Annotated in this window: 15 protein-coding genes; 11 read left to right on the forward strand and 4 right to left on the reverse strand. The window is 73.5% G+C overall.

Annotated features, from left to right (window positions below; translation table 11 throughout):
* The first annotated feature begins 122 nt into the window (after window positions 1–122).
* The 3 genes from ABZ862_RS09345 to ABZ862_RS09355 are packed head-to-tail and all read left to right on the forward strand — an operon-like array spanning window position 123 to window position 2641.
* Window positions 123–1094, forward strand: a complete 972-nt coding sequence (locus tag ABZ862_RS09345) for an ABC transporter ATP-binding protein (RefSeq protein ID WP_360955501.1) — start codon at window positions 123–125, stop codon at window positions 1092–1094.
* Window positions 1095–1119: 25 nt separating this feature from the next.
* Window positions 1120–1950: an ABC transporter permease gene (locus tag ABZ862_RS09350; RefSeq protein ID WP_360954875.1), complete on the forward strand. Its 831-nt coding sequence runs from the start codon at window positions 1120–1122 to the stop codon at window positions 1948–1950.
* A gap of 34 nt (window positions 1951–1984) precedes the next feature.
* A complete protein-coding gene (locus tag ABZ862_RS09355; protein ID WP_360954878.1) occupies window positions 1985–2641 on the forward strand; it encodes an AAA family ATPase in 657 nt (218 codons plus the stop codon).
* A 242-nt stretch (window positions 2642–2883) separates the two neighbouring features.
* Here ABZ862_RS09355 and ybaK read toward each other — a convergent pair whose 3' ends face one another.
* The 4 genes from ybaK to ABZ862_RS09375 all read right to left on the reverse strand — a co-directional run bounded on the left by ybaK (window position 2884) and on the right by ABZ862_RS09375 (window position 6944).
* Entirely contained in the window at window positions 2884–3387 is a 504-nt protein-coding gene (gene ybaK / locus ABZ862_RS09360; RefSeq protein ID WP_360954881.1) for a Cys-tRNA(Pro) deacylase, read from the reverse strand.
* A 31-nt stretch (window positions 3388–3418) separates the two neighbouring features.
* On the reverse strand, window positions 3419–4159 hold the full coding sequence (locus ABZ862_RS09365) for an LON peptidase substrate-binding domain-containing protein (RefSeq protein ID WP_360954884.1): 741 nt from the start codon (window positions 4157–4159) through the stop codon (window positions 3419–3421).
* 11 nt (window positions 4160–4170) lie between these two features.
* Complete coding sequence (locus tag ABZ862_RS09370; RefSeq protein WP_360954887.1) at window positions 4171–5223, reverse strand: hypothetical protein; 1053 nt, start codon at window positions 5221–5223, stop codon at window positions 4171–4173.
* A gap of 146 nt (window positions 5224–5369) precedes the next feature.
* Complete coding sequence (locus ABZ862_RS09375) at window positions 5370–6944, reverse strand: oxidoreductase (protein WP_360954890.1); 1575 nt, start codon at window positions 6942–6944, stop codon at window positions 5370–5372.
* Window positions 6945–7135: 191 nt separating this feature from the next.
* Here ABZ862_RS09375 and hisD point away from each other — a divergent pair, with 191 nt between their 5' ends.
* From hisD to hisF, 8 genes are read left to right on the forward strand one after another with little or no spacing between them, the layout of a single operon-like run.
* Window positions 7136–8461, forward strand: coding sequence for a histidinol dehydrogenase (gene hisD, locus ABZ862_RS09380; RefSeq protein ID WP_360954893.1), 1326 nt, complete (start codon window positions 7136–7138; stop codon window positions 8459–8461).
* Window positions 8458–9600 (forward strand): histidinol-phosphate transaminase, encoded by a 1143-nt coding sequence (locus ABZ862_RS09385; RefSeq protein ID WP_360954896.1) that lies wholly within the window; start codon window positions 8458–8460, stop codon window positions 9598–9600. The genes hisD and ABZ862_RS09385 overlap by 4 nt, the downstream gene beginning before the upstream one ends.
* Window positions 9597–10190 (forward strand): imidazoleglycerol-phosphate dehydratase HisB, encoded by a 594-nt coding sequence (gene hisB / locus ABZ862_RS09390; RefSeq protein ID WP_360954899.1) that lies wholly within the window; start codon window positions 9597–9599, stop codon window positions 10188–10190. Before ABZ862_RS09385 ends, hisB begins: the two co-directional genes overlap by 4 nt.
* The gene (locus tag ABZ862_RS09395) at window positions 10187–10351 is read left to right on the forward strand and encodes a hypothetical protein (RefSeq protein ID WP_360954902.1); all 165 of its coding nucleotides are present in this window, start codon (window positions 10187–10189) and stop codon (window positions 10349–10351) included. Before hisB ends, ABZ862_RS09395 begins: the two co-directional genes overlap by 4 nt.
* Window positions 10342–10980, forward strand: coding sequence for an imidazole glycerol phosphate synthase subunit HisH (gene hisH / locus ABZ862_RS09400; protein ID WP_360954905.1), 639 nt, complete (start codon window positions 10342–10344; stop codon window positions 10978–10980). The genes ABZ862_RS09395 and hisH overlap by 10 nt, the downstream gene beginning before the upstream one ends.
* A complete protein-coding gene (priA, locus tag ABZ862_RS09405) occupies window positions 10980–11708 on the forward strand; it encodes a bifunctional 1-(5-phosphoribosyl)-5-((5-phosphoribosylamino)methylideneamino)imidazole-4-carboxamide isomerase/phosphoribosylanthranilate isomerase PriA (RefSeq protein WP_360954908.1) in 729 nt (242 codons plus the stop codon). Before hisH ends, priA begins: the two co-directional genes overlap by 1 nt.
* The gene (locus ABZ862_RS09410) at window positions 11705–12100 is read left to right on the forward strand and encodes a RidA family protein (protein ID WP_360954911.1); all 396 of its coding nucleotides are present in this window, start codon (window positions 11705–11707) and stop codon (window positions 12098–12100) included. Before priA ends, ABZ862_RS09410 begins: the two co-directional genes overlap by 4 nt.
* Before the next feature lie 38 nt (window positions 12101–12138).
* Window positions 12139–12894: an imidazole glycerol phosphate synthase subunit HisF gene (gene hisF / locus ABZ862_RS09415; protein WP_360954914.1), complete on the forward strand. Its 756-nt coding sequence runs from the start codon at window positions 12139–12141 to the stop codon at window positions 12892–12894.
* Window positions 12895–12924 lie beyond the last annotated feature (30 nt).

Genomic DNA, 12924 nt, shown 5'->3' on the forward strand with positions numbered 1-12924 from the left:
CCGGGCCCGGGGGCGCCCGCCGACGACAGGCGCCCCAAAGGCAGGTAAAGGGGGCCGACCCCGTACCCTCGTGCCTTGTGAGTACGCGCGCGCCACAGGCACCACGGCACGACCCCGAGGTCGTGTGTGCGGTGCGCGGTCTGAGCAAGACCTACCCCGCGGTGCGCGGCCGCCGCGGCACTCCCGCCACGCCCGAGGTACGGGCCACCGACGGGATCGAACTCGACATCCGGCGCGGTGAGATCTTCGGACTGCTCGGCCCCAACGGCGCCGGCAAGTCCACCCTCGTACGCCAGCTGACCGGCCTGCTGCGCCCCGACCGGGGCAGCGTCGAGATCCTCGGCCACGACATCGTGCGCCACCCCGAGCGCGCCGCCCGCATCCTCGCCTACCTCGGCCAGGAGGCCGGCGCCCTCGACGAGCTCACCGTCTCCCTCGCCGTCGAGACCACCGGACGGCTGCGCGGCCTGGATCTGCGCCGCGCCCGCGCCGAACGCGACGCCGTGCTCGACGAACTCGGCCTCACCCCGATCGCCGGCCGCGCCCTGCGGAAACTCTCCGGCGGACAGCGCAGACTGGCCTGCTTCGCCGCCGCGCTCGTCGGCGAACGCCCGCTGCTCGTCCTCGACGAGCCCACCACCGGCATGGACCCGGTCGCCCGGCGCGCGGTGTGGTCCGCCGTCGACCGGCGCCGCGCCGAGCACGGCACCACCGTCCTGCTGGTCACCCACAACGTCATCGAGGCCGAGACCGTCCTCGACCGCGTCGCCGTCATCGACCGGGGCCGCGTGATCGCCTGCGACACCCCCGCCGGGCTCAAGGAGGCCGTCGCCGGCGAGGTGCGGGTCGAACTCGTGTGGCGGGAGCAGCCGCCGCTGGAGGTGCCCGAGGTCGCCGAGCTGCGCGGGCGCGCCGTCGAGTCCGGGCGCCGCTGGACCCTGCGGCTCGCCCCCGAGCAGGCCCGCGCCGCCGTCGCCACGGTGACCGGCGGTGCCGCCTTCGCCGCCCTCGACGACTTCACGCTCGCCACGCCCAGCCTGGAGGACGTCTACCTCGCCCTGGGCGGCGACGGACGGGGACTGGTGAAGGCGTGAACGGCCGGAGGAGGAACACACCGAAGTGAGTGCCGTGTCCGCCGATGTCCTGCCCGGCCCCGCACCGGCCGGCGGCCGGGGCCCCGCCCGGCCGCCCGCCGCCGAACTCGGCCCCCGGGCGCGGCTGTGGCCGTCCCTGGCCGCCGTGTACCGGGCGCAGCTGTCCCGCGCCCGCGTGGCGCGCATCCCGCTGCTGTTCGTGGCGACCTTCCAGTCGGTCGGCATCCTGATCATGATGCGCGGGGTCGTGGACTCCGGCAGCCCCGACGCCCGCTCCGTGGTGTCCGGGTCGGCGGTGCTGGTGGTCGCGTACGTCGGACTGAACCTGCTGGCCCAGTACTTCGGCCAGCTGCGCGGCAACGGCGGCCTCGACCACTACGCCACGCTCCCGGTGCCGCCCGCGGCCGTGGTGCTGGGCACGGCCGCGGCGTACGCGTCCTTCACCGTGCCCGGGACCGTGGTGACCGCCGCCTTCGGAGGCGTGCTGTTCGGGCTGCCGCTGACGAACCTGTGGGTGCTCGCCGCCGTGATCCCGCTCGCCGGGGCCGCGCTCGCCGGGCTCGGCGCCGCGCTCGGGCTCCTCGCGCCGCGCCCCGAGATCGCCACGCTCCTCGGCCAGCTGGGCATGTCGGCCGCGCTGCTGCTGGGCGTCCTGCCGGCCGGGCGGATGCCGGGCCCGGTACGGCTGCTGAGGGACCTGCTGCCCTCGACGTACGGTGTGGAGGCGTTCGCGCGGACCTTCGGCGCGCGCCCCGACTGGGCGCTGGTCGCCGGTGACCTGGCCGTCTGCGCGGCGGTCGGGGTCGCCTCGCTGGCCGTGGCCGCCTGGGCGTACCGGCGGGCCGCCGTCCGGTGACGCGCGGCACAGCGGGGCCTGGCACGATGTCCTGGTGACCGCACCGCTGACTCCGCCTCCGCCGCCGCACGAGCACTCCCCGCACGACGACGGGGCGTGGCCGCCCCCCGGCACCGGTCCCGGCCACCCGGCCCCCGCGCCCCAGGACGCCGGTCCCGGCATGGGGACGGAGGTGCGGGAGGCCGCGCTGATCGCGGTGGCGGTGGCGGTGCTCGGCGGGGTGCTGCTCGGGCTGCTGTGGTGGCAGCTGGCGCCGCGGGTGCCGCTGGTCGGCGACGCGGTCGGCAAGAACTGGGTCGTCTACCTCAAGGACAGCGAGGGCGAGCAGGCCATCGGCGTCGACGGCACCTTCATATTGCTGTCCCTGGCCGTCGGCGCCGTCTGCGCCCTCGCGGTGTTCCTGGTGCGGCGCCGGGGCGGGGTGCCGCTGGTCATCGGCCTGGCGGTCGGCAGCCTGCTCGGCTCGCTGCTGGCGTGGCGGCTCGGCGTGTGGCTCGGGCCCGCCCAGGACGTCATCGCGCATGCCCGGGCCGTCGGCAAGGGTGTGACGTTCGCGGCGCCGCTGAAGCTGAGTGCGAAGTGGGCCGCGCCGTTGGCGCTGCCGCTGTCGGCCACGCTGGTCCACCTGGGCCTGACCGCCCTCTTCGGCCCCCGGGACCCGGAACCCGCCCACCCCTTTCCGGCGCAGTAGCCTTCGGGTTCTCGCCCCCGCCGCCCCTTCCCGTTCCCGTCCCTGGGGGCTGCGCCCCCAGACCCCCCTTTCGGCCCTTCGGGCCTCGTCCTCAAACTCCCCCAGAGGGGGTACCCCCAGACGGGCTGTATCCAGCCCCTCCGGCGTTTGAGGAGCGGGGGTACGGGGGCAGCGCCCCCGTGACGGGACGGGAAGGGGCGGCGGGGGCGAGAACCACCGCCCCGTCGCCCCCCGCGGGAGCGTCAGCCGCGTCCGATCGGCGCCAGTACCGCCCCCGTGAGAGCGGTCAACGTCCCCGGGGCGAGCTCCACCTCCAGGCCCCGCCGCCCCGCCGAGACACAGATCGTCGGATGCGCGGACGCCGAGTCGTCCAGCACCGTCGGCAGCCTCTTGCGCTGGCCCAGCGGCGAGATGCCGCCGCGGACGTACCCGGTGGTGCGTTCCGCCAGGGCCGGGTCCGCCATCGCCGCCCGTTTGCCGCCCACCGCCGTCGCCAGGGCCTTCAGGTCCAGTTGGCCCGACACCGGGACCACGGCCACCGTCAGCGCGCCGTCGACGTCCGCCACCAGCGTCTTGAAGACCCGCTCCGGCGACACGCCCATCGCCTCCGCCGCCTCCTCGCCGTAGGAGGGGTGCGAGGGGTCGTGCTCGTAGGCGTGGACCGTGTACTCCGCGCCCGCCGCCGTCAGCGCCACCGTGGCCGGTGTGCCGCCCTGCTGGTGCTGCTTCTTCGTCTTCTTCGCCATGCGCCGCTTCCCGGTGTACGTCGGTGGTACGTCAGTTGAGGCTCGTCGGCCCGCGTGTCAGCTCCGCCGCGGGCAGCGACGGCAGACTACGGATCACGGCCGTCTCCGAGCGAAGGAGTTTCAGTTCGTCGCGCAGCCGTGACGCGGTGTCCGGGGCCTGCAACAGCCGCTGCTTGGCCGGTGTGTCGAGCATCATCGCCGCCGCCACCAGGTACGACACCACCGACGGCTCGTCCGGCAGTTCCGGGGTCCCCGCCACCGACCGCTCCCGCGCCCCCGCCAGCCGCCGCTGGTACTGCCGGAACGCCCGCAGCACGCCCTCCGCCAGCGCCCCCGCCCCGTCCCCGGGCTGCTCCTCCAGTTCCTCCAGCTCACCCGTCAGGAACGCCCCCGACGTGTTCATCGACAGCAGCCGCACCCGGGTCGTCCCCGTGGCCAGCACCTCGAACGTGCCGTCGGGCCGTTCCCGGATCGTCGCGGCGTCCGCCACGCAGCCCACCGTGTGGAACGTCCTGAGGGGCTCCGCGCCGAAACCGGCCGCGGGCCCGCGCTGCGGCAGCGCCGTCGGGTCCGGCATGCCGGGTGCGCTGGGAGCCACCTCGAGGCCGTCACGGATCGCCACGACGGCGAACCGGCGCGGTTCCTCCTCGGGCGTCTTCAACAGCGTCCGCATCATCGCGCGGTAACGCTCCTCGAAGACATTCAGCGGCAGCACGAGTCCCGGGAACAGCACCGTGTTCAGCGGGAAGAGCGGGAGACGGACAGTACTCACGGCGCAAAAGCCTAATGGTGACCGGAGCCGGCACGACCGGTACGTCCCCCGCGTCCCCCGCCGGGGCCCCCGGGACGCCGCGGGAACGCCGTCCCGCGCACCTCGTCCCGCACCTGGTCGCGCACCTCCAGGAACCGGCCCAGCGGATCGTCCGACAGCCGTCCCCACGGGAACGACGTCACGTACGGGCCGGTCAGGACCAGCTGGGCGAGGGCGTCCTCGTAGCGCTCCAGCCGCACCAGCACGTACGCCAGCGTGTTGCGGATCTCGGCCGGCCACGCGTCCCCCGCCGGGAAGCGGGCCGACAACGCGATCGCCCGGTCCGCCGCCGCGTCCAGCCTCGCCCTCGGCACGCCAGCACCGCCGCCGCCGGTCAGACAGGCGAACGCCGCCCGCGCGGGCAGCGCCTGGAGCAGCGAACCGGCCGGCGCGTCCTGCGCGGCGCGGTCGGCGAAGTCGAAGCACTCCCGGTGCGAACCCCGCCACGAGGCGGCCAGATAGCGCAGGGCCGCGACATGACAGCCGTAGTGGTGCGGGGCGCGCCGCACCGCCGCCTCCCACAGCTCGCCGAAGTACGTGTGCCCGGCGCGGGCCCCCCGCGCGTGGTCCAGCGCCAGCCGCCACGGCACCGGGTCGCGCACGTCCAGCTGCGCCGTCACGGTGATCAGCGGGCTCACCGCGCGCAGCAGCTCCGCCCGGCCCGGCGACGGCCACGCCCGGTCCACCGCCAGCTGGGCCGCGACCAGCAGCCCGTCGGGATCGTACGGGTCGGCGGCACGCCAGCTCTCGAACCACTCGCCCCGCGACCGCGCGAACCCCGCCAGCCGCTGCACGCAGCGGTCGCGGACCTCCCACTCGGCGCCGGCGCGGGTGGCGGCCAGCAGCGCGGCGGCGCTCCCGTGCTCGCCCCGCCCGGCCGCCACGAGGGCGGGGCCGAGCCGGTCGTCGGGTACGTCGAGGAACACCTCGTCGTCGCCGTCGGGTGCGGCGACGGGGCGCGCACGGAGCGTTCTCGTCCGTGACGGCCGGATGAAGGGGGGCAGCAGAGCCATGGTGCCGACCATTGAAAGACCGCAGGTCGGGGGAGCGCCAGTGGGCATCCGCAGGCGCGGGAAAGTTGTACGGACAGAAGTCAAGGACGGGTAAAAAGTGTCTGTCCGGTAGCTGTCGGTGAGCTGTGGGCGCCCCCCCCGCGCCGCACCGGTGCCCCTCAGCTGCGCCGCAGCAGGCGGGTCGCGCCCGCCGCCACGGTCGTCGCCAGGATCCAGCCCATCAGGATCATCACCACCGACAACCACTCCCAGCCCCCGCGCAGCTGCCACTGATCGGTCTGGCCCAGGTCGATGACCGGCAGCAGCAGGTCCAGCGTGTAGAGGGTGGGGTCCCACGGCGGCTGCCCGGCGCCGGCCGGCAGGTGCGCGGCGTGCGCGAAGGCCACCGAGCCCGCCGCCCACAGCACCGCCATCCACACCGCGGCCCGGCCCGGACGGTACCCGTAGGCGACCGTGAGGTCCTGCGCGTACCCCCACAGCTTCGCGGCGGGCGGCAGGGTCCTGCGCCGCTGGCGCTGCTTGGCGAGGAGCACCTCACGGGCGTCCTCGTCCTCGCCCGCGCCGCGCAGCACGGCGGCGAGCCGCTCGTAGGGCTCCGGGTTGTACTCGGCGGTCGCGGCGGCCAGCCAGTCCAGCCGTTCCTCCAGCGGGAACGGACCCTGCGGCACGAGGTTCTCGTAGGAGAAGCCGCCCATGTGCAGATTGCCGGGCCCCGGCCAGGCGCTCGCCCGGTCCACCAGAGTGGTGATCCGCGCCCCCGACAGCACGACCTTTCCGCGCTGCGGACGCTCGCCGAGGAACCGTAACTCGGGCGTCTGCACGCGCCGCAGCGACAGCTCCTGGACGTCGGTGAAGTCGAACCGGGCCCCCTGGAGGTCGACCGCGTCGCCGAACCGCCCGTCGTCCAGCCGCACCCCGCCACGGGACTCGAACCGCTGCACCCGGGTGCCCTGCGCCGGTGTCGTACCGCTCTGCCACGGCGAGCCGAAGCCCGCCGGCGTCAGATACAGCGAGCGCTCCACGGTGAGCTGGGGCGCGTTCAGGGCGAGCCGCCCCTGCGTGTTGGACAGCCGCGCGCCCCGCAGGCTCAGCGACACGCCGACCTTCGCGCTGCGCAGGCTCAGCTCGCCGTGCGACTCCAGCAGCTCGGCCTGGAAGTCCTGGCCCACGCTCAGCCCGTCGGCGGCGATGGAGCGGCCGGTGCGGTCGCGGTGCACGACGGCCTGGTTGAGCATCAGGTCGGTGCCGATGTGCGCGTCGGTCAGCCGGAGGCCGTTGCGGAACCGGCAGCGCGGCAGATGGAGATCGCCCTCGGTGTGCACCCGCGCCGCCTCCAGGCGCGGCACCGCGCAGTTCACCAGCCGCAGGGTCGCGAAACGGGCCTCCGGGAGCAGGACGTCCTGCTCGAACCGGCAGCTCCGCAGTTCGACGTACGGGGCCACCGTGCCGCCCGCCACGTCCAGCGAGCCCGCGATCCGCACGCCGGTCAGCTTCAGCGCGGAGACCCGGCCCGCGAGCGCGGGCGGCCCGTCGAGCAGCAGCCAGGCCACGATCCTGCCCCGTACGGTCCGCTCCGGGCCCCAGGGGCATCCGCCGTGCGGATCGTCCACGGCGGCGTCCCCGCTGCTCAGGTCGTACACGGTGCCGTTGCGGAACGCCTGCCACATCCCGGCCTCGGCCGCGGTGAGATCGTCCGGCGGTTCCCCGGTGCGCAGCCCGGCCCCCTCGGTCACGGCTCTCCCTTCCCTCCGTCGCGCCCCGCAGGGCCCTGCCGGTCTGTGATGCCCGCCAGGCACCGTCCGGAACATGGACGTGAACCCGATCTTCCGGGTTCCGCCCGCCCACCCCCCGTTCCGGCCACGCTGTGTATCAGCCACTGATACGCGCGCACGGCCCGCGGCGCGGGTCTGAGAGAATTGAGCCCGTGATCTCCCGAATCGATCTGCGCGGCGACGCCCTTCCCGAAGGCCCCGCCCTGCGCGACCTGCTGCCCCGAGCCGACTTCGACGTCTCGGCCGCCCTCGAGAAGGTGCGTCCGATCTGCGAGGCCGTGCATCATCGGGGCGACGCGGCGCTGATCGACTTCGCCGAGAAGTTCGACGGCGTCCGCCTGGAGTCCGTACGCGTCCCCGCCGAGGCGATCGCCAGGGCCCTCGACGAGCTCGACCCCGCCGTGCGCGCGGCCCTGGAGGAGTCCATCCGCCGCGCCCGGCTCGTCCACCGCGCCCAGCGCCGTACGACGCACACCACGCAGGTCGTGCCCGGCGGCACGGTCACCGAGAAGTGGATCCCCGTCGAGCGGGTCGGGCTCTACGCGCCCGGCGGCCTGTCGGTCTACCCCTCCTCCGTCGTCATGAACGTCGTACCGGCCCAGGAGGCCGGCGTCGCGTCCGTCGCGCTCGCCTCACCCCCGCAGGCCGCCACCGGCGGACTCCCGCACCCGACGATCCTCGCCGCCTGCGCCCTGCTCGGCGTGGACGAGGTGTACGCGGCCGGCGGCGCCACCGCCGTCGCGATGTTCGCGTACGGCACCGAGTCCTGCCCGCCCGCCGACATGGTCACCGGCCCCGGCAACATCTGGGTCGCCGCCGCCAAGCGCTACTTCACCGGGAAGATCGGCATCGACACCGAGGCCGGTCCCACCGAGATCGCGGTCCTCGCGGACGACACGGCCGACCCGGTGCACGTGGCCTCCGACCTGATCAGCCAGGCCGAGCACGACCCGCTGGCGGCGGCCGTGCTGGTCACCGACTCCGTCGCCCTCGCGGACGCCGTGGAGAAGGAACTGGCGCCGCAGGTCGCGGCGACCAGGCACACCGAGGACCGGATCGTCCCCGCCCTCGCGGGCAGGCAGTCCGCGATCGTGCTCGTCGACGGCCTCGACGAGGGTCTGCGGGTGGTCGACGCGTACGGCGCGGAACACCTGGAGATCCAGACGGCCGACGCCGCCGCGGTCGCCGACCGGGTGAAGAACGCGGGCGCGATCTTCGTCGGCCCGTGGGCGCCCGTCTCGCTCGGCGACTACGCCGCCGGATCCAACCACGTGCTGCCCACCGGCGGCTGCGCCTGCCACTCCTCGGGCCTGTCCGTGCAGTCGTTCCTCCGCGGCGTCCACATCGTCGACTACACCGAGGACGCGCTGGCCGAGGTCGCGCACCACGTGGTCACGCTGGCGGAGGCGGAGGACCTGCCCGCGCACGGCGCGGCGATCAAGGCGAGGTTCGGCTGGAAGGTGCCTGAGAGCAAGTGAGCTTCACCATCGACGATCTGCCCGTACGGGACGAACTGCGCGGCAAGTCCCCCTACGGCGCGCCCCAGCTGGACGTGCCGGTACGGCTGAACACCAACGAGAACCCCTACCCGCTGCCCGAACCGCTCGTCGAGCGGATCGCCGAACGGGTGCGTGAGGCGGCCCGGCACCTCAACCGCTACCCGGACCGGGACGCCGTCGAACTGCGCACGCAGCTCGCCAAGTACCTCACGGACACGACCGGTCACCCCCTCCGCACCGAGAACGTGTGGGCGGCCAACGGCTCCAACGAGGTCATCCAGCAGCTGCTGCAGACCTTCGGCGGCCCCGGCCGTACGGCGATGGGCTTCGAGCCGTCGTACTCGATGCACAGCCTCATCGCGCGCGGCACCGGCACCCGCTGGCTGTCCTGCCCGCGCACCGAGGACTTCACCGTCGACCCCGGCGTGATGCGGGACTTCGTCCTGGAGCACCGGCCGGACGTCGTCTTCCTCACCACCCCCAACAACCCCACGGGCAACGCGGTCGAGCCGGACTTCGTCCTCCGGCTGCTGGAGGTCATGCGCCAGGCCGGGCCCTCGATGCTGGTCCTCGACGAGGCGTACGCGGAGTTCAGCCACGGCGAGTCCGCGCTGCCGCTGCTGGAGCGGTTCCCCAACTACGTCGTCTCGCGCACCATGTCGAAGGCGTTCGGCGCCGCCGGGCTGCGGCTCGGCTACCTCGCCGCGCACCCCGCCGTCGTGGACGCCGTCCAGCTGGTCCGGCTGCCCTACCACCTGTCCGCCGTCACCCAGGCCACCGCGCTGGCGGCACTGGAGTACACGGACACCCTGCTCGGCTATGTCGAGCAGCTGAAGACGGAGCGCGACCGGCTCGTCGACGAACTGCGCGGCATGGGCTTCGACGTCACGCCGTCCGACGCCAACTTCGTCCAGTTCGGCCGGTTCGCCGACCCGCACGAGGCCTGGCGGCGGCTGCTCGACCAGGGCGTCCTGGTCCGCGACAACGGCGTACCGGGACGGCTCAGGGTGTCCGCCGGGACACCCGCGGAGAACGACGCGTTCCTCGCCGCGGCACGCGAACTGAAGAGCCTCGCCGTACCGGCGGCACCCACCACCACCAAGGAGCAGAGCGCATGAGCCGCGTCGGACGCGTGGAGCGGGTCACCAAGGAGACCTCCGTCCTCGTCGAGATCGACCTCGACGGCAGCGGGAAGACCGACGTGTCGACAGGCGTCGGCTTCTACGACCACATGCTCGACCAGCTCGGCCGGCACGGCCTGTTCGACCTCACGGTGAAGACCGAGGGCGATCTGCACATCGACTCGCACCACACCATCGAGGACTCCGCCCTCGCCCTCGGCGCCGCCTTCAAGCAGGCCCTCGGCGACAAGGTCGGCATCTACCGCTTCGGCAACTGCACGGTCCCGCTGGACGAGTCCCTCGCCCAGGTCACCGTCGACCTCTCCGGCCGCCCCTACCTCGTGCACACCGAGCCCGAGAACATGGCGCCGATGATCGGCCAGTACGACACCACGATGACCCGGCACATCCTGGAGTCCTTCGTCGCCCAGGCGCAGATCGCCCTGCACGTGCACGTGCCCTACGGCCGCAACGCGCACCACATCGTGGAATGCCAGTTCAAGGCGCTGGCCCGCGCCCTGCGCTACGCCAGCGAGCGCGACCCGCGCGCGGCCGGCATCCTGCCCTCCACGAAGGGCGCGCTGTGAACACCACCTCGACCCTCCTCATCCTCGTCGGGCTGTTCTTCGCCGGCGGGATCATCTCCTTCGTGAAGCAGAAGATGCCGTCGAGCCTCATCGTCCTGATGGTCATCGCCTCCGGGCTGTGCCTGATCGCCGGCGTCATGCGGCTGGAGGTGTGGAATTGAGCAGCGTCGTCGTCTTCGACTACGGCTTCGGCAACGTCCGCTCCGCCGAGCGCGCCGTCGCCCGCACGGGCGCCGACGTCGAGATCACCCGTGACTTCGACAGGGCGATGAACGCGGACGGGCTGCTCGTCCCCGGCGTCGGAGCCTTCGCCGCCTGTATGAACGGGCTGCGCGAGGCCCGCGGCGACTGGATCGTCGACCGCCGCCTGGCCGGGGGCCGCCCCGTGCTCGGCATCTGCGTCGGCATGCAGATCCTGTTCGCCCGCGGCATCGAGCACGGCACCGAGACCGAGGGCCTCGCCGAATGGCCCGGCTCGGTGGAGCCGCTCAAGGCGGACATCGTGCCCCACATGGGCTGGAACACCGTACGCCCGCCGCACGACAGCGAGCTGTTCGCCGGACTCGACACCGACGCCCGCTTCTACTTCGTGCACTCCTACGCCGTGCACCACTGGGAGCTGGAGGTCCACAACCCCGCGATGCCCGCCGCGAAGGTCACCTGGGCCACGCACGGCGAACCGTTCGTCGCGGCCGTCGAGAACGGCGCCCTGTGGGCCACCCAGTTCCACCCCGAGAAGTCCGGCGACGCCGGAGCCCAGCTGCTGAACAACTGGATCGGAACCCTCTGATGGCTGCGAAGCTCGAACTCCTCCCCGCCGTCGACGTCCGCGACGGCCAGGCCGTCCGCCTGGTGCACGGCGAGTCCGGGACGGAGACGTCGTACGGCTCCCCCCTGGAGGCGGCCCTCTCCTGGCAGCGCTCCGGCGCCGAGTGGCTCCACCTCGTCGACCTGGACGCCGCGTTCGGCACCGGCGACAACCGGAAGCTGATCGCCGAGGTCACCGGCGCCATGGACATCAAGGTCGAGCTGTCCGGCGGCATCCGCGACGACGCCTCCCTGGCCGCCGCCCTCGCCACCGGCTGCACCCGCGTCAACCTCGGCACCGCCGCCCTGGAGTCCCCCGAGTGGGTCGCCGAGATCATCGCGGAGCACGGCGACAAGATCGCCGTAGGGCTCGACGTCCGCGGCACCACCCTCCGGGGCCGCGGCTGGACCCGCGACGGCGGCGACCTCTACGAGACGCTGGCCCGCCTCGACAAGGAGGGCTGCGCCCGCTACGTCGTCACCGACATCGCCAAGGACGGCACCCTCCAGGGCCCCAACCTGGAGCTGCTGACGAACGTCTGCGCCGCCACCGACCGCCCGGTCGTGGCGTCCGGCGGCGTTTCCTCCCTCGCCGACCTGCGCGCCCTCGCCGGTCTGGTCCCGGCCGGTGTCGAGGGGGCCATCGTCGGGAAGGCCCTGTACGCGAAGGCGTTCACGTTGGAAGAAGCCCTGGAGGAAGTGTCGTCATGACGTCCGAAGCCGTACGGCGGGTGCAGAGCGGAAGTCCCTGGGAAGAGCCTTTCGGCTTCGCACGCGCCGTCGCGGCGGGAGACCGTGTGCTGGTGGCCGGCACCACCGCCTTCCAGGGCAGTGTGCTCCACGGGGAGGGCGACCCCTACGAGCAGGCGAAGGCGGCCTTCGCCGGCGCGGTCGAGGCGATCGGCGAGTTCGGCCTGGACATCACGTCCGTGGTCCGCACCCGCATGTACCTGACCCATGCGCGGGACGTCGACGAGGTGGGCCGTGCCCACAAGGAGCTGTTCGGCTCCGTGCTCCCGGCCGCGACCATGCTGGTCGTGGCGGGCTTCGTCGACCCGCGCATCCTGGTCGAAGTGGAACTGGAAGCCTTCCGGGGCCAGTAGCAAGCTTTCGCAAGCTTTTCTGAAGGAGCCGTGGATTCATGACCCTGGCGGTCCGAGTCATCCCCTGCCTGGACGTGGACGGCGGCCGGGTCGTCAAGGGTGTCAACTTCCAGAACCTGCGCGACGCGGGCGACCCCGTCGAGATGGCCAAGGTCTACGACGCCGAGGGCGCCGACGAACTGACCTTCCTGGACATCACCGCGTCCTCCGGCAACCGGGAGACCACCTACGACGTGGTGCGCCGCACCGCCGAGCAGGTCTTCATCCCGCTCACCGTGGGCGGCGGCGTCCGCACGACCGAGGACGTCGACAGACTGCTGCGCGCCGGTGCCGACAAGGTGGGCGTCAACACGGCCGCGATCGCCCGCCCGGAGCTGATCCGCGAGATCGCCGAACGCTTCGGCCGTCAGGTACTCGTCCTCTCCGTGGACGCCCGCCGCACCCCGGCCGGCACCTTCGAGGTCACCACCCACGGCGGCCGCCGCGGCACCGGCATCGACGCCGTCGAATGGGCCCACCAGGCGGCCGAACTCGGCGCGGGGGAGATCCTCCTCAACTCCATGGACGCCGACGGCACCAAGGACGGCTACGACCTGGAGATGATCACGGCGGTCCGCAAGCACGTCACGGTCCCCCTGATCGCCTCGGGCGGCGCGGGCCGGCTCACCGACTTCCCCCCGGCGGTCGCCGCGGGCGCCGACGCGGTCCTGGCGGCCTCCGTCTTCCACTTCGGCGACCTCCGCATCGGCGAGGTCAAGCAGACCCTGCGGGAGGCCGGACACCCGGTGCGGTGACGCCCCGCCGAGCCCCGGCCGCCTCCCTTC

The sequence above is a fragment of the Streptomyces sp. NPDC047000 genome (assembly GCF_040644295.1).
GTDB lineage: Bacteria > Actinomycetota > Actinomycetes > Streptomycetales > Streptomycetaceae > Streptomyces.

Excerpts from the sequence above, each read along its gene's own strand:
- priA (WP_360954908.1), top strand. The coding sequence starts at position 10,980 with ATGGCTGCGAAGCTCGAACTCCTCCCCGCCGTCGACGTCCGCGACGGC.
- hisF (WP_360954914.1), top strand. The coding sequence starts at position 12,139 with ATGACCCTGGCGGTCCGAGTCATCCCCTGCCTGGACGTGGACGGCGGC.
- hisB (WP_360954899.1), top strand. The coding sequence starts at position 9,597 with ATGAGCCGCGTCGGACGCGTGGAGCGGGTCACCAAGGAGACCTCCGTC.
- ybaK (WP_360954881.1), bottom strand. The coding sequence starts at position 3,387 with ATGGCGAAGAAGACGAAGAAGCAGCACCAGCAGGGCGGCACACCGGCC.
- ABZ862_RS09370 (WP_360954887.1), bottom strand. The coding sequence starts at position 5,223 with ATGGTCGGCACCATGGCTCTGCTGCCCCCCTTCATCCGGCCGTCACGG.
- ABZ862_RS09410 (WP_360954911.1), top strand. The coding sequence starts at position 11,705 with ATGACGTCCGAAGCCGTACGGCGGGTGCAGAGCGGAAGTCCCTGGGAA.